The sequence below is a fragment of the Cognatiyoonia sp. IB215446 genome (genome assembly GCF_033963825.1).
Classification (GTDB): domain Bacteria; phylum Pseudomonadota; class Alphaproteobacteria; order Rhodobacterales; family Rhodobacteraceae; genus Yoonia.
Window position 1 is genome coordinate 312,664 of sequence record NZ_JAXBMD010000003.1, and the last position, 15,566, is coordinate 328,229.

The 15,566-nt window shown below is 60.1% G+C and carries 17 protein-coding genes; 8 read left to right on the forward strand and 9 right to left on the reverse strand.

Features of this window, described 5'->3' with window-relative positions; all coding sequences use genetic code 11:
- Positions 1-77: 77 nt before the first annotated feature.
- From SLH49_RS15620 to SLH49_RS15640, 5 genes are read right to left on the reverse strand one after another with little or no spacing between them, the layout of a single operon-like run.
- A complete protein-coding gene (locus SLH49_RS15620) occupies positions 78-842 on the reverse strand; it encodes an FkbM family methyltransferase (RefSeq protein ID WP_320270090.1) in 765 nt (254 codons plus the stop codon).
- On the reverse strand, positions 839-1,909 hold the full coding sequence (locus SLH49_RS15625; protein ID WP_320270091.1) for a glycosyltransferase family 4 protein: 1,071 nt from the start codon (positions 1,907-1,909) through the stop codon (positions 839-841). The genes SLH49_RS15620 and SLH49_RS15625 overlap by 4 nt, the downstream gene beginning before the upstream one ends.
- Positions 1,906-2,832: a lysylphosphatidylglycerol synthase transmembrane domain-containing protein gene (locus tag SLH49_RS15630; RefSeq protein WP_320270092.1), complete on the reverse strand. Its 927-nt coding sequence runs from the start codon at positions 2,830-2,832 to the stop codon at positions 1,906-1,908. The genes SLH49_RS15625 and SLH49_RS15630 overlap by 4 nt, the downstream gene beginning before the upstream one ends.
- A complete protein-coding gene (locus tag SLH49_RS15635) occupies positions 2,829-4,478 on the reverse strand; it encodes a sulfatase (RefSeq protein WP_320270093.1) in 1,650 nt (549 codons plus the stop codon). Before SLH49_RS15635 ends, SLH49_RS15630 begins: the two co-directional genes overlap by 4 nt.
- Complete coding sequence (locus SLH49_RS15640) at positions 4,475-5,227, reverse strand: CDP-alcohol phosphatidyltransferase family protein (protein ID WP_320270094.1); 753 nt, start codon at positions 5,225-5,227, stop codon at positions 4,475-4,477. Before SLH49_RS15640 ends, SLH49_RS15635 begins: the two co-directional genes overlap by 4 nt.
- An 88-nt stretch (positions 5,228-5,315) precedes the next feature.
- On the opposite strand from SLH49_RS15640, the gene SLH49_RS15645 reads away from it, so the two are divergent.
- The 3 genes from SLH49_RS15645 to SLH49_RS15655 all read left to right on the forward strand — a co-directional run bounded on the left by SLH49_RS15645 (position 5,316) and on the right by SLH49_RS15655 (position 9,028).
- Positions 5,316-5,870, forward strand: a complete 555-nt coding sequence (locus tag SLH49_RS15645; protein WP_320270095.1) for a cytochrome b — start codon at positions 5,316-5,318, stop codon at positions 5,868-5,870.
- An 84-nt stretch (positions 5,871-5,954) separates the two neighbouring features.
- Positions 5,955-7,526: a glucans biosynthesis glucosyltransferase MdoH gene (gene mdoH / locus SLH49_RS15650; protein WP_320270096.1), complete on the forward strand. Its 1,572-nt coding sequence runs from the start codon at positions 5,955-5,957 to the stop codon at positions 7,524-7,526.
- Positions 7,523-9,028 carry a glucan biosynthesis protein G gene (locus SLH49_RS15655; protein ID WP_320270097.1) on the forward strand — a complete coding sequence of 502 codons (1,506 nt, stop codon included), beginning with the start codon at positions 7,523-7,525 and terminating at the stop codon, positions 9,026-9,028. The genes mdoH and SLH49_RS15655 overlap by 4 nt, the downstream gene beginning before the upstream one ends.
- 11 nt (positions 9,029-9,039) lie before the next feature.
- Here the strand turns inward: SLH49_RS15655 and SLH49_RS15660 are convergent, their stop codons facing one another.
- Positions 9,040-9,780 (reverse strand): endonuclease/exonuclease/phosphatase family protein, encoded by a 741-nt coding sequence (locus SLH49_RS15660; protein WP_320270098.1) that lies wholly within the window; start codon positions 9,778-9,780, stop codon positions 9,040-9,042.
- A 126-nt stretch (positions 9,781-9,906) separates the two neighbouring features.
- On the opposite strand from SLH49_RS15660, the gene SLH49_RS15665 reads away from it, so the two are divergent.
- From SLH49_RS15665 to SLH49_RS15685, 5 genes are all read left to right on the forward strand, one after another.
- Positions 9,907-10,302, forward strand: coding sequence for a 6-carboxytetrahydropterin synthase (locus SLH49_RS15665; protein ID WP_320270099.1), 396 nt, complete (start codon positions 9,907-9,909; stop codon positions 10,300-10,302).
- A 1-nt stretch (position 10,303) separates the two neighbouring features.
- On the forward strand, positions 10,304-11,065 hold the full coding sequence (locus tag SLH49_RS15670) for a class I SAM-dependent methyltransferase (protein WP_320270100.1): 762 nt from the start codon (positions 10,304-10,306) through the stop codon (positions 11,063-11,065).
- Positions 11,066-11,155: 90 nt separating this feature from the next.
- Positions 11,156-11,917 carry a RibD family protein gene (locus SLH49_RS15675; protein ID WP_320270101.1) on the forward strand — a complete coding sequence of 254 codons (762 nt, stop codon included), beginning with the start codon at positions 11,156-11,158 and terminating at the stop codon, positions 11,915-11,917.
- Between the two features lie 102 nt (positions 11,918-12,019).
- Complete coding sequence (gene ribA / locus SLH49_RS15680; protein WP_320270125.1) at positions 12,020-13,060, forward strand: GTP cyclohydrolase II; 1,041 nt, start codon at positions 12,020-12,022, stop codon at positions 13,058-13,060.
- The gene (locus SLH49_RS15685; protein WP_320270102.1) at positions 13,057-14,013 is read left to right on the forward strand and encodes a zinc-binding alcohol dehydrogenase; all 957 of its coding nucleotides are present in this window, start codon (positions 13,057-13,059) and stop codon (positions 14,011-14,013) included. Before ribA ends, SLH49_RS15685 begins: the two co-directional genes overlap by 4 nt.
- Here the strand turns inward: SLH49_RS15685 and SLH49_RS15690 are convergent.
- The 3 genes from SLH49_RS15690 to SLH49_RS15700 all read right to left on the reverse strand — a co-directional run bounded on the left by SLH49_RS15690 (position 14,010) and on the right by SLH49_RS15700 (position 15,511).
- Positions 14,010-14,576 (reverse strand): cytochrome b, encoded by a 567-nt coding sequence (locus tag SLH49_RS15690; RefSeq protein WP_320270103.1) that lies wholly within the window; start codon positions 14,574-14,576, stop codon positions 14,010-14,012. The two genes, SLH49_RS15685 and SLH49_RS15690, sit on opposite strands and share 4 nt — an antisense overlap.
- A gap of 123 nt (positions 14,577-14,699) precedes the next feature.
- On the reverse strand, positions 14,700-15,023 hold the full coding sequence (locus SLH49_RS15695; RefSeq protein WP_320270104.1) for a sugar phosphate isomerase/epimerase family protein: 324 nt from the start codon (positions 15,021-15,023) through the stop codon (positions 14,700-14,702).
- Entirely contained in the window at positions 15,020-15,511 is a 492-nt protein-coding gene (locus tag SLH49_RS15700) for a TIM barrel protein (RefSeq protein WP_320270105.1), read from the reverse strand. The genes SLH49_RS15695 and SLH49_RS15700 overlap by 4 nt, the downstream gene beginning before the upstream one ends.
- Between the last annotated feature and the right edge of the window lie 55 nt (positions 15,512-15,566).

Consider the following 15,566-nt stretch of genomic DNA (forward strand, 5'->3'; position numbering starts at 1 on the left):
CGTATCGTCTCATCCCAGCCGAGACTATGCGATGCCACCCGACTTGCAAATGCAGTTGCTGTCGCCTTCGCCACGCATCAGTATTTGCGGCGCACGAAGATATCGCCGGAATTGGCCCTTGCAGGCAGGCGCATCAGATCGCAATGGAGCGTATCTGCGCCAATCCAATCGTCATAAATCAGTGCATGTTCCTCACCTAAGCTGAAGTTGAACATGTAATCGCCCAGCGCATTCAGCCGATCAATGCACCTTGAGGCAACGTCTCGCTGGATGGTCGTAAACTCGAAGGACAGGGTGGGCAAGGGCATCGTCAGCCCCTCCAGGACATCCGCTTCGAACCCTTCGACATCGATTTTTACGAAGTCGGGAACGCCATGGCGCGCGATGAGTTGATCAAGCGTCGTAACAGGCACGTTGATTTTCCTGTCCCACACCTGCCCGTGCCACTGGGCGGAGCCGCGCGCGGCTTCGATCAGATCGGGTGAAGCGGTGGTGATGGTCGGGTTGTCGGAATTGACAAATAGGTCAAGCGTGCCCGGTGCCGCCCCGACCGCTGCGCATTCCAGGGTCACCTCGTCCGTTCTGCCATAAAGCAGGCGCAGGGCGCGAAAGGCCCGTGGCTGCGGCTCAACCACCACAACTGATGCGCCAAGCCGCAGGAAACTGCCTGCGCGGTCGCCGATATGAGCACCGATGTCGAATGCCAGGCTGCCTGGTTGCACGAATTGCGCATTCAGCCGGTCCATCCGCTGGGTGCGTTCGGCATCGCGGTAATAGACATCGAAAGAGCGGGAGAGCGCGATTGTCTGGCTCTGCGCGGGGCGGGAAACGGTTTGGGTCATGCCTTCACCTGCCTTGGTTCTGAAAAGTGCTGCTTTAATACGTTCGCAAAAATCACTGCCGTGTCGCGCCAGCCCGGGCGGGTCTTGCCGATCATCGCTGATGTTGCGGCACAGGCCGCCCGAGCCTTTTCGTCGGTCAGAAGTCCGCGCAAGGCAGCGGCAAATGCGTCAGGCTGATCGGGTGGCACAAGACGCCCGGCACCTTTTGGCACCGTATCCGCGACGGCTCCGGCGTCGCATGTCACAATCGGCAGGCCGTGTACAAGTGCTTCGTCAAAGACGATGCCATAGCCCTCATACCGGGTGGCGAGGGCGAAGATGCTGGCCTGCTGGTAGAGCGCGGCAAGCGGCTCTTGCGCGACTTGTCCAGCGAGGGTGACGCGGTCCGCTAGATTTTCGGACTGCAGCAAGGTGCGCAGATGATCCGAGAAGTCAGCGTCTAGCGCGGCACCAACGATGATTGCCCGCCAGTCAAGATCAGTGATTTGGCCGAGCGCGCGCAACAGCACGTCATGCCCCTTGCGCGGCAATTGGATGCCGACTGACAGGATAAGCGGCGGTGTCACCGGTTGGCTCTGTCCTTTGGGCTGGTCAATGCCGGGCTTGGCAATCGCGATACGATCCTCCGGAACGCCGTACTTGGTCGTCAGGATCTCTGCTGTATGCGGGCTGGGAACGAGGACGTGGGCAACACCGGACAAATTTGCGCGTTCACTGTCAAAAAGCGCCTTTTGCCGTTCGGGCGACAGCCCACTTTCCTTGGCTAAAGGATGGTGCACCAGTGCGATAACTGGCGCTCTGATGTCGCGGACACCCGCTGGTGTCAGCGCGCCAAGGGCCAGCCCGTCGACAATCACCGGGCAATCCGGTGGCAGGTCGCGTAAAAGGCGCAGGGCCTCGGCCATCTCATCCGTCGAAGGGTCGGGAAAGCCGCCGGGCAGCGCGATGTGATCGACCTGCCAGCCCAGATCGCGCAGTTCCTGCATCACGCGCCGGTCATAGATGTAGCCACCGGTGAGCGTCGTCAGATCACCGGGCACGGCAAAGGCGACACGGCCCTTTGTCATTTTCGCACCATGATCAAGAAGCCCGGTGCCACCGCCAAAAGCAGCGCCAGACCAAAGAGTACGCTGGCCGCCACGGCCTCGGCCACAGGCACCCCGGCGATAGGCAACAGAACCGCAGCACCTGTTTCGCGCGCACCCCAGCCGCTGACGGTCAAGGGGATCAGCATCGTGAACAAGATGAGCGGAACAACCGCCAACAGCACGCCCAATTGCAGATGCTCACCTACCGCCCATGCGCAAAAGCCAAACGCGGCCAGATTGCAGGTCGCGATCATGATCCCGAGGGTGACTTGGGCAGGCAAAACGTCGCGTGACGCCAGTGCGCGCAGGCCCATATCGATCCATTGCGCGACGGCAGGCTTGATGGCGCGGATCGGACGGCGCAACGCGGCAATGGCAACGAAGACAAGTGCCGTGATGCCGATAGCCAGACCAATCGGCCCCGCATAGCGCGGCGGCCAATCAAGCCCGCCCGCCGTGAAATAGGTGATCGTGAAGGCGCAGGTGAGACCGGTGAACATGATGATCTGCCCGGCAAGCCGTTCCAGCCCCACCGCAAGACCTGACACCGCAAGACCCACCTCGGCCCGCGCACGCACCGCTCGTGCCGCATCGCCGACACAACCGCCCGGCAGGGATTGGTTGACAGCTTGCGACAGGAAGTATTCCCGCACCGCCTTGCTAAGTGTCAGCGTCTGGCCCAGCGCGCCTGCAGTCACCTTCCACCGCCAGGCCGACAGGATAGTTTGCAAAACCAGCGTGATCACAGCTGCCGCCACCCAGCCGGGATGGGCCCCGCCAAGCGTACGCGCAATCGCAGCACCATCAGCTGCCGTCCAAAGCAGGACGATCAGTGCGGCGGTCAGTGCAAATTGCCCAACCCGCCAGAAGATCGGCGGAATGGGCATGGCAATCTGGTTCATTTTCCTGCCTCTGCAAGCTGGGCTGAAGTCAGCGATTGCAACAAATGCGCCCGCATTTCAGCCATAGAGCGGATATGTGCCTGATCCCGCGGGATTAAGCCAGCAATGAAGTCCTTATCAGACAAAGCATTTACCAAGTGTTGTGGACCGATGACATGCATTGGGACATGGGGACGCTCGTCCAAAGCGATAAATCCGGCCGCCTGATGATCGCCAATGACGATCAGCAAGGGCGGGTCTTCAGCATGCAGGGCGGCATAGGCGAACACGACCTGCAGGGCATAATCGACCGCTGATCGGTATTGCGCGCGGACCCTGTCACGGTCTTTCCAGACGACATTTGGCGGGTCGCTGGTCTCCACCAAGTCGTTGAAGACCGTCCCATCGCCCAGCGCATCCCAGTCCATCAGTTCCGGAATGGGGACCCAGGGCGCGTGCGACGAACCCAGGGCGATTTGCGTGAAAAGATGTTTCCCATCAGCCTCTTGCGGCAAAAGCCGGTCCATCGCGGCAAAGGTGAACTGGTCGGGCATCGTCACCCAATTCAGCGCCAGACCCTCATAGCCCAGATCCTCAGCAGCCAGGATCGTATCAAACCCCATGAACTGCGCCTCGGGCCAATCCAGGGTGATCTGGGGCATCACGGCAGCGGTGTGAAAAGCCGCCTGTGCAGCCAGATGGTACAGCGTCTGCCGCCCGCTGCTGAGCACTGCGCCATAGGCAGTCTGGTTGTCGACCCAGAGACCATTGGCGAATGTCGCATGTGACAACCAGCTTTGCCCGCCCCGCGTTGGCGCTTCGAGAAGTGTCGAGGCCATGGAAAGACCGAGGCCCTCTAATTCTGCCTCTGCTGCTTGGAGCGTCTCACGATGGAGATCGGCGTAGAACGGCGTGTCGATGCTGGTGCGGCCATAGCTTTCGACAAACACAACGATGACATCGCGGTCGACCAGATCGAAAAGGTTCGACTGGTCGGCAAAGGGATCCTCTTGCGCGGCGCGGCGGAAGCTGCGCAAGTCAGCCAGGGTCTTTTGCGCGGTCTCAACCCGCTCAACCCCAACCCGCGCGGTGAAGGCTGTGGCTGGCAGTTTGTAAGGCAGCGCCCACCGCCCCATCTTTTGCCCAACATCCGCGATGACAAATCCCGTGGCCAAGACCGCCAAGAACCCGGCCAGTGACGCGACGAATGTGGGGCGCTTGAGCGTCGACCAGAATCGGCAGGCCCACCACAAGGCCGCGACAAGAGCCGTGACCGCGATGACAAAGCCCACAAGGGCTGCATGCGCCGCGAGCCGTCCGAATGATCCGACAATCAGATCGTAAAGCGATGAGACAAGGGGCAGGTCAGCGACAGGATTGAACCCGCGGCTGAGGCTCGTGAACATCACGAAATCTGCGAATTTCAGTGTTGCGATCACAGTCAGGCTGGTCACCACGGCAATCCGGACAATGACCCCAAGCGAACCTGCGCCGATTGCAATCAGCGCAAGGACAATCGCTGGCAGTTCCAGCGGGATAAGCAGTAGAGCGTCCCAAGCCATGGCACCGGGGTGATTGGGCTGGATCAGCACCAGATGCAGGATCGCCGCTGAAAGGGCGGCCAGAAAGATGGCCCGCAACGGCATATGTTGCCACAACTGCTTCATCGTGCGTGACGCCACAGCCAAAGGATGTCGCGTCCGAAGGACCAAAACAGTGCCACGGTAACAGCCAAGATCACCAGATCAAGCCGTCCATCCGCCAGAAACGGCACCTGCAGCGCGATCAGGGCGGCGATCTGAAAGACACAGACCACTTTCCGCGCGAAGCTGTCGGGCAATGCATGACCCAGCCATGGCCAAGCCAACCGCGCCGCGCCAAACACATAGTAAGGCAGACCCAAGAGCATGACATACATCCCCGCCGCACCGTTCACCGCCGCAAAGATCGCCAGGACAAGTGCAAACGCCGCATCAACCTCTACATCAAATCTGGCACCGAAATCCGAAACGAGCCCCTGTTTGCGTGCAAGCCAGCCATCCACGCCGTCAAGGCACAAGGCGATCACGGCCAGGCCAAAGGTGGCCCATGTTGGTGCCAACCCATGCAGCAAGGCGGTTAAAAGGATGCCCACGATCACCAACCGGCCGAGCGTAGCGATGTTACAAAGGCCCAGTGCCGCATGGGGGAAGTCGGCCGCGAGGCTGCGGGCGACAAGGACGGTCGCCATGAGATAGGTGGCGAGGCCAATGACCACCGCAGATGTCGCGCTCCCAATCATCAGGATACTGACCAGCAGCAACACCACGCCGCCCGAAAGAGCGGCCACGAAGAAGGCGCCAAGTGGTGATGAGAAGCCATGGACCTCCCCGGCAAGGCCCGCGTCCTTCGCAGAATATGAGCGTATCGTTTTCATAGCGTGCTCTTTTTTGTCCGTGTTCGAGAATAATACGCATGGCCCCCGCGTATTATTCTCGACGCTGGAAAGAAAAGGAGCGCAAATCATGACCACGACAACAAAAAAGTACAGTGGAACGTCCCGTTTGATCCATTGGATCATGGCCGTTCTGATCCTTGGCATGATCGTTGTGGGCTTTCTGATGGTACAGGACGGGTGGAGCCGCCCGGTCCAGAACACCATGTTCATCAGCCACAAGAACATCGGTGTTCTCTTGCTGATCCTGATCTTTGTGCGCCTCTTTAACAGGTGGCGGAACCCGCCGAACCTGGCTCCAGTAGAACTTGACTCGATGCAGGAATTCGCGGCGCGCATAGCGCATTTCGGGCTTTATGCGTTGCTCTTGGTCATGCCGCTGGCAGGCTACATCCGCGTGAGGGCGGGTGGTTTTCCGATCGAGGCTTTGGATGCGCTGGGGATGCCGACATTGGTGCCGCGCTCGGAAGCTTTGGCTGAGGCGGCGAAGATGGTCCATTTCTACGGAGCTTACGCGATCACGGCACTGGTCGTGATGCATATCGGGGCGGCATGTTTCCATGGCCTTGTGCGCAAGGATGGCGTGTTCACGCGGATGTGGCCACCGGTCGGCAAGGGCGCGTGAGGCCTTCCAAAGCTGCGTGATTAACGGTCGGTGCGAGGCTTTCAGGCGCACCGGCAAATGACAGAGTGATCAGAGGATTTGAACGTGTCGGTTGTCGAACACATCACTAAAGCACCGTTTGCTTCGCGCCGTCTGCGTATTTCGCCACGGTTTGCGTTTGTCGGGCTGAACCTCGCAATCGCGCTGGCGGTTTTCGCGGCCTTCGTCCTCTCGGTTGATCACTGGAATGTGGCGGCTTTGCTGATATCCGTTCTGACGTTGGTCAATGCGATCTGGATTTCGGGCGGTGCCGCGACCGCGATCTTGGGTCTTTTTGTGCCCACCAAACGCGCGGTCGCAGCACCCGAAGCGTGGCAACCCCAAGGGAAGACGGCGATCCTGATCACACTTTGCGGTGAGGCACCAGCGCCGGTTGCTGCTTATCTGCAAGGTTTTGGCCGGGCTTTGTCAAAGGCTATTCTTACTCACCAAACGGAGATCTTTGTCCTCTCTGATACGCGCGGTGACGAACGCATCCGGATGGAAGAGGAGGCGCTGCAGCCCCTCATTGATGCGGGGCTTGTCACCTATCGGCGCAGGCAGGTGAACACAGACAAGAAACCCGGCAACATCGCTGACTGGATGAATACGCATGGGGATCGCTTCGCTTACATGGTCGTCAAGGATGCCGACAGCCGCATGACTGCAAGCAGCATCAAAGAGATGATCTGGCGGATGGAGCAAAGGCCCAGCCTTGGGCTTCTGCAGGCCGGGATCGCGCTGATCCCCGGTCGCACCCGCTTTGGCAGGCATCAGCGGATCGCGTCCCACCTTTTGTCACGCAATTTCGGACGCGGTTTTGCGGCCTGGTCAGGGGATACTGGGAATTATTGGGGGCACAACGCGATCATTCGGGTGGCGGCTTTCCATGAGGCTGTCCCTTTGCCGCGACTCCCCGGCGGTGCGCCGCTGGGTGGTGCAATCCTCAGCCATGATTTTGTCGAAGCAGCCTGGATGCGTCGCGCTGGCTGGGACATTGAAGTCGCCCCTGACATTCAGGGTAGCGCCGAAGACGCTCCTCAAACGCTTGGCGAGTACTTCCGCCGCGACCGGCGCTGGTGTCAGGGTAATCTTCAGCATTTGCGCCTCTTGGGCCAACCGGGCTTGCACTGGCTCAGCCGGTTTCACTTTGTCACCGGGATTTTCAGCTATGTCGCGGGGCCGATCTGGCTGATCCTCGTCGCTTTCCTCAGCGCGGGTGTGATCTCGGTTTCTGGTTTTGCACCGGTTCTGTTGGTGGCGGCGACCTTGCTGGCTCCAAAGATCTGCGCGCTGATCGACCTCTTGCCAAAAGCCCGGACCTGGGCGCGGCGCGGGGTGATCTTGCGCGCATCTCTGGCGGAACTCGTCGTCTCTGCGCTGATCGCACCCTTGATCCTGTTGCGTCACGCCATGGCCGTCTGTGCGATCCTGATGGGCCGGGATTGCGGATGGAAGTCGGGGCGGCAATCCGGTTTGCACATCCCGTCCGGTTTGGTCGAATGTGGCGTTGGCTTGCTCATTTTCACCTTTGCACTGACAAGCGGTATCGCTGGTGCACCATGGCTGGCATTGGTCTATTTGCCGCTGATGAGCGCGCCAGTTCTTGTACCATCGCTGGATCGGATAGTGTCATGAAACGTCGCACATTTCTCAAAAGCACTGCCGCATTCATTGCGTTTGGAGCAAGTCGGGTGATGGCGCAGGACGCCCCCGATCTGTCCTTGCTAAAGGCGGCGCGCGCGTTGCGTGACGAGCCTTATGTGCCCAACACCACCCCGCTTTCGGCACCTTTCGCCGATCTCGATTACGACGCCTTCCGCGGCATCCGCCCGATTGAGGGTGTGACTGCCGGTCTGCCGCATGGCGATCGGTTTGCGGTCGACCTGCTCCCGCCCGGTCTTTACTTTCCCGACCCGGTCAAAGTGGACCGCATGACACCCGATGGGCTGCAAGAGATTGCATTCAGCCCGCAGGTTTTCAGCTACGAGCCGCGCTATTTCGACGACATCCCCGAAACCAGCCCCGGTGCCGGGTTTACGGGGATGCGCCTGCGTTATCCGCTGAATGCACCTGACCGCATGGACGAGGTGCTGGTGATGCAGGGCGCGAGCTATTTTCGCGCGATTGGCGAAGCGATGGTGTACGGCCTTTCCGCCCGCACGGTTGCGGTTGGCACCGGCGGACCAGAGGCTGAGGAATTCCCGCGTTTCGTGCATCTTCGTATGCATGCAGCAGAGGGCGACGCGGTGCGGGTCGAAGGCGTGATCGACAGCCCCTCACTGACCGGGCATCTGGACATGACGCTTTATCCCGGCCGGAATACGGAGATGGCGATCTCCACGACGATTTTCCCGCGCGTGGATATTGCAGATATCGGGATTGCGCCGCTTACATCGATGTACCTGAAGGGTCCGATGCTATCGGCTGTGTCCGACGATTTCCGCCCGCGCGTGCATGACAGCGATGTGCTGGTGATCCGGAATGGTGCGGGCGAACATCTTTGGCGGCCCATCGCCAACCCGCGCAACGTTGAGACTTCGGCCTTCGGGGATGTGTCGCCCAAATCCTTTGGCCTCTACCAGACGGCGCGGCGTTACGAGGATTTTCAGGATACCGAGGCCCGTTATCATGACCGCCCCTCTGCCAAGGTCACACCGCAAGGTGATTGGGGTGCGGGGGCCGTGATGCTTGTGGAACTGCCCACGGGGGATGAGTTCATGGACAACATCGTGGCCTTCTGGCGTCCGCAGAATGCTTTGATGGCGGGACAAGAGTATCGCTTTGACTACCGCTTGACATGGACACGCGATCAGCCGGATCTGGGTCACCTGCCTACGATCTTGCAAGCGCGCAGCGGGCGCGAACACAATCGCCCCGGGTTTCGGCGCTATGTCATCGACGTGGCTGCGCCTGCTGATGATACGATGCTTGTGGCCTCCACCAACGACGGAGCCGAGATCACCGGAGAGAGCACATTTGCTTTGCCGGGTCAGAGCGCCACACGCATGACGTTCCTGTTCTCACCCGGCGACCTGCAATCCGCCGAAATCCGCGTCAGCTTGCGCGGCAGCGACGGCACCCCACTGAGCCCCGTCTGGCTGCACCGTTGGACGCCCGCCCGGGACGGAGGCGTGTGATGCGGCTTGGTTCAACCCGGCAATGCGACTTCCGCCAAAAGCGGGCGATGGTCCGAGGTGATGCGAATGCCTGGCCCGTCAAGAACGCACGTCGTCTTAACCTTCGCCGGATCGGTGGCAAGCACGCGGTCAAGCGGCAGAACTGGGCGCGAGATCGGGAAGGTTGGCTTGGCTGGTCCTTTGAACGCATTTCCCAACAGGCGCGGCGAGAGGGCCAGACCGCCCCATGGACGCCATTCGTTCAAATCGCCGACAAGTATCGCAGGCAGTGGCGCTTGCCGGAAGACATGCTGGCTGATCGTGCGCAACTGTGCCAGCCGCAGCCCCTGCCACAAGGACAAATGCGTGCCGATCAGCCGGAATTGCTTCGGCCCGCGCGTCAGATCAGCGACAACAGCGCCGCGATGGCAATGACCGGGCAAATCGACGAGCGACATCCTTCGCACCGCGATATCAGGGCGCAAGAACATGATCACACCGAGAAAACCATGACTGCGAGGGGCCCAGCGCTGTTCAACCGCGCCATGGGCGTAGCGCAGCCCCGTCGCAGCCTCGACACTCGCAATATCCAAAAGCCCCGCATGGGGCGGGCATTCCTCGTCTGCCTCTTGCAGGATCAGGGCATCAACGCCGTCCTGCCAGACCTCATCCACCAGCACCTGCAGGGTCCGGGCCGGATCAAAACGTCCATCATTGCCGCGACAGCGGTGAATGTTCCAGCTGATGCAGGAAAAGTTGGCTTGCTGCGCCATGATCAGGCCCCTTGGAAAACATCTCCGATCAACGCGCATCCGCCGTCGGTGCAATGATGGCGCGCAAATTACAGAAGGAAAGAGATCGTACTATGTTCAATTCAAATCAAAATGTTGGAGTGGCCCATGTTTGCCGTTGAAGTCCGCGATCACATGATGATCGCCCATTCCCTGCCATCGCCTGTCTTTGGTCCGGCGCAGGGCATGCATGGGGCCACTTTCGTGGTGGATGCTGCGTTTTTTACCGAAGACCTCGATGAAAATGGGCTTGTGGTGGATATTGGCCTCGCGACAGAGGCTTTGTCAGCGGCCCTCGCCCCGTTGAAATACGCCAATCTGGATGAGATCCCGGAGTTCAAAGGCAAGATCACCACAACTGAATTCCTTTGCCACCATATCTGGCAGCAATTGCGCGAGGCTGTGCTGAACACCGGCTTGGGCGGCGGCGGACGCGTGCGCCGGATCAAGGTCTCGCTTGAGGAAAGCCACATTGCCCGTGGCTGGTACGAGGCGGATATTTAGGATGGGGTTTTCGGCTGACTGGCTGGCCTTGCGGGAACCTGTCGATTTGGCGGCACGCGACGACGCTTTACTTGCGCGCGCGGCGGCGTTCGCAGGGCAGGATGCTGTTGTGCTGGATCTGGGCAGCGGCACCGGGTCAACCGCCCGCGCCTTTGGCGATGTCCGCGCCACCTGGCGGTTCGTTGATGGCGATGCAGCGCTTCTGGATATCGCGCATGCGCGGCATCCGGCATCGGAATGTGTCACGATGAACCTGCGCGACATCGATGATCTGCCGCTTGACGAGGTCAGTCTGGTGACAGCTTCGGCTCTGCTTGATCTGATGCCGACGGAATGGATGACCCGGCTTGCCGCGCGCCTGCAAGAGGCGATGATCCCGTTTTACGCGGCACTGAACTATGACGGTGCTATGCGCTGGTCACCAGCGCTTGATGTCGATGCCACGATCACGCACGCTTTCAATCAACATCAGCAAACTGATAAGGGGATTGGCCCGGCGATGGGCCCGCAATCGGGGCAACTTGCTGCGCAAATCCTGCGCGCACATGGCTTTGATGTGACGTTGGCCGACAGCCCCTGGCAACTTGGTGCGGCAGAGGCAGATTTGCATGCCCAGCTGATCGCAGGTATCGCGGAAGCGGCACAGGAATGCGGAAGTCATCAGGCACCAGACTGGGTAACCAAACGTCGTGCAGACCTTGCGCGGTCACATGCCGTCATTGGGCATACGGACTTGCTTGCGATCCCGCAAAAACCGCATTGAGACGGTCAGTGTCAGAACTTTCCTGAAAAAAGGGAGAATAAAATGCAGCAGGTAGACGTAACCAAACGAGTCTGGAAAAGGATACGTGCTGTGAAATCGGGAAAATTGACACTCGCGGCGAGCAACTGGACCCAAGCAGAGATGCAGGCAAGCGCCCTTTACGGCGCTTTGACTGCCCCTTGTGACACACCGATTGTCTTTGCGCAGATCGGCCAATCGCTTGATGGCCGCGTCGCGACAGAGACCGGAGATGCGCAGGATGTCTCTGGCCCTGATGGGTTGGCGCATTTGCACCGGTTGCGTGCCATCGCCGACACGGTAGTGATTGGCGTGAAGACAGCGCTCCATGACGACCCGCGCCTGACGGTGCGGCTCGCCGATGGTGAAAGCCCCGCGCGTGTGGTTATCGACCCTGATGGGAGGCTTCCGAACGATGCGAAGCTTCTGCAGGATGCGTCGGTACGCCGGATCATCATTCAGGCCGTGGACAAGGAGCGCCCTGAAGGTGTCGAAGTCATCACACTCGACCGGGCCGACTGGATTTGCCCCAAGTCGATCCTCGCTGCCCTCACGGAACGCGGTTTCAAGCGTATCCTGATCGAAGGTGGCGGGATCACGATTGCCCAGTTTCTTGAGGCTGATTTGCTCGACCGTCTGCATATCTCCGTCGCCCCCCTATTGATCGGGTCTGGGCCGCAATCGCTCACCACTTCGCCCGTCGGCACACTCGCCGCCGCGCGCAGACCCAAGATGCAAGCCTACAACCTCGGGTCAGACATCGTGTTTGACTGCGAACTGAAACCGCAAGCGCAAGTGCATGCCCGTGGCCATCTGGCCGCGATTGGTGCCTGAAGCCGACTGAAAAGGACAAGACCATTGCTTAACCAAACAGCCGCAAACGCACTTGCACCCACACCCCGTGAACTGGTCGCCCGCGCCACTGGGGACCTTCGGATGGGTCTGCCGTGCCTCCTGCGCCATGCCGAAAAGCAATATGTGGCCGTCGCGATTGAGACGCTGGACCCCGCACGGTTCGACGCTTTGATGGCGCGCTTTGGCACGCCGGAACTAGTGATCACGCCGCGCCGCGCCGCAACCGTGATGACCGCAGCGGCAGCGTCAAACATCGCCGAACAGCCCGTGCGGATCAGGCCGCCTGAAAACGCGGAGCTTGATTGGTACACGCGATTGGCCGACACGCAATTCGACAAACCCGGCGCGCTTCTTGGCCCGCTACATGTTGTGCGGCAGGGTGACGATACTGTTCCGCGACTGGCGGTCCAGCTGGTCAAAATGGGTGAACTGCTCCCCGCCGCCTTGCTGTTTGATGCAGGTGGTGACCCAATGCACGATCTGTCACTGATCCCATTGGAGGCATATGTCGCTCTGCAACATCTGGCCCATGCGCCAGCGCTGGCACCGGTCGCCGCGGCGTCTCTGCCGCTTGAGGCGCATGATACGACCCAGCTTCATGTCTTTCGCGACCCCAACGGTCGGGCCGAGCATTACGCGATTGAAATCGGATATCCCGACCGGTCGCAACCCGTCCTTTCGCGCCTGCATTCGGCCTGTTTCACAGGCGATGTCCTTGGCAGCTTGAAATGCGATTGCGGCCCGCAATTGCAGGTGGCCCTGGCGCAGATGGGCGCTGAAGGGTCAGGCGTGCTGCTGTATCTCAACCAGGAAGGACGCGGGATCGGGCTGGCCAACAAGATGCGGGTCTACGATCTGCAATCGCAGGGCTTTGACACGGTTGAGGCGAACCACCGGCTGGGGTTTGAGGATGATGAACGAGACTTCCGGGTAGGCGCCAGCATGTTACGCACCCTTGGCTTTCACAATGTCCGCTTGCTGACGAATAACCCCGCGAAAGTCGGTGTGTTTGCGTCGAACGGCATCACCATTACCGAGCAGGTGCCGCTGCGCGTCGGGCAGAACGTGCACAACCAGAACTATCTGGCAGTCAAGGCCCTGAAATCAGGCCATTTGTTGTGAGGCAGGCGCAAGCCCTTTGGATCACGGGGCCGGAGCAGGTGGAGGTCAGGGATGTTGTCCCTGACCTCCAACCCGATCATGTTACGGTCCGCACACTGTTTTCCGGAATCAGTCGCGGTACGGAGCGGCTTGTCTATCGCGGGCAGGTGCCCGTCAGCGAGCACGACACCATGCGCGCCCCGTTTCAGGAGGGCGCGTTCACCTTTCCAGTGAAATATGGCTACGCCGCCGTCGGAGAGACTGAGACTGGGCCAAGAGCCGGAGAAACGGTATTTGCCCTGTTCCCGCACCAGACCCGCTTTGCGATCCCCGACGAAGCGACCGTGCCCGTGCCGACTGACGTGCCCGCCGCACGTGCTGTCCTTGCCGCAAACATGGAAACGGCCCTGAATATCACTTGGGATGCGGGAATCAGCATTGGTGACCGGGTTGTGGTCATCGGCTGCGGGGTCGTTGGAGCCTTGGTGGGGTATCTCGCCGCGCGGATTGTCGGAACCGAGGTGACACTGGCCGACATTGATCCGGCAAAACGAGATTTAGCCGAGGCGCTGGGCTGCGCATTCGCTTTGCCGGGGGAAGTCGAAGAGGGCGCGGACATCGTTGTACACGCCTCAGCCAGCAGTGCTGGCCTTGCCACAGCCATCGACATGGCTGGGATCGAGGCCAAAATTGTCGAGGCCAGCTGGTACGGGACCCAAAGCGTCGAAACACCCCTTGGTGGGCGATTCCATCAACGCAGGCTGCAACTCATCAGTTCGCAGGTGGGCCGCATTCCAGCCAATCACGCCGCCCGTTGGACTTATCGTCGCCGTCTTGGCAAAGCACTGTCGCTGCTGACCGATCCCTGCCTTGACGCCCTGATCTCGGGCGAAACTGTGTTTGACAAGCTAACTGCGGATTACGGCGACATCCTCAACGACCCCACCACGCTCTGCCACCGGATCCGCTACTAGGATTTGCGCTGCGGCAGCATCCGCCGCAGCAATCCGTCCTTCATGAAGAACTGATGGCGGAATACCACGAACAGATGGCCCAGCACCGCCGCCGCCAGCACATAGCCTGAAATGATATGTATCCACTTGGCGACGAAAGCGATGCTTTCGACTTTGCCAATCGGGTTCGGCATCCGCCAGACCTCAAAAAGGTGCACCCCAAAGCCTCCTGCCATAACATAAAAATACCCGCTGATCGGCATGACGAACATCGCGAGATAGAGAAGCTGCTCGGCGCGGTGGATGAATGTCTTTTCGCCCGTTGTGAGCGTCGGTGCCCAACCGGGCAACTGGCCGACCTGGCGATTCAACAGCCGCAAAATCGCGATGGCTAGCGCCACAAGACCGATGGATTTGTGCCAGTTGTAGTAGTTGTTCTGGTTGAGCCCCGCGACGATATCGCCCCGCTCCATCCCGGTCATGACATTGCCGCTGAAATACTGCCAGGCGAACATCACCACGATCAGCCAGTGAAATATCTTGGTAAACGACCCGTAACGTTCACTGGTATTGATCAGTGCCATGCGTTGAACCCCTCTCTGGCTTGATGTCGGTCGGCAATCGTGGCCGCCAATTCTGCTTATAGCGGCTACGCCGGAAAAAAGAACAGAGATGTCAGGTAGCTAAGCTTCCAGCGATCGTAATGATCAGCAGGCCACACCAAGGCCCTCCAGATAGGCAAAACCGCGCGGGATGTCTGATTTGCTGCGCAGCTCCAGCACCAGATGCGGCGCGCTTTGGCAATCGGCCAGCGCCTCAAACACCGCGCGCCAGTGGATTTCCCCGTCACCCGGTGCCCAGTGCCGGTCGGCATGGCCGTCAAGGTCTTGCAGATGCACATGCCGCAGTTGATCCCCGGCATCGCGCACGAAGTAGTCTACCGGCGGCGCACCCGACATGCGGCGCGCCAGATGCGCGTGACCGGTATCGATAGAGACTGCGATGGCGTCTGATCCGAAGCTGTCGATCATCTCGCGCCGCCGCGCTTCACATCAAAGATATTCTCGATCACTAGCGTCACGCCAAGCCCTTCGGCCTTTTTCACCACCGGCACCATGACCGCATGGATCCGTTCAAGCACCCCATCGGCATAACCGGGGTAATTGTGCAGGTTGTTCTCGTACCAAAGGTTGTAGGGCGAATGCATCACCATCTGCCGGGCGCCGATGCGGTCAGCGGCCTCAAGCGACTTGAGAAAGCGCGCGGTGATCAGGCTGCGCAATTCCGGGTCCTTGTTGTCCATATCCAGCCCTTCAAAGGGCCCATGCATCCCGACACGGCCCTGATGACCGTCAAGTGCGGCCTTTGTTGCCGCGATGCGATCCTCAAATTCGGTGGTCAGCGCCGCATGGCTGAAGAATTCCTGTATCTCGATGTCGCGGTCCGCCCCGAACAGCCAGTCGCGGTGATCGGCAATTTCATGGGCTGTCAAGCAGGCTCCGATTTTCAGCGGGGTCATGAGATAATCTCCTTGGGTCCGGGATCAGGGCATAGGTGACAATTGCAACAGACAG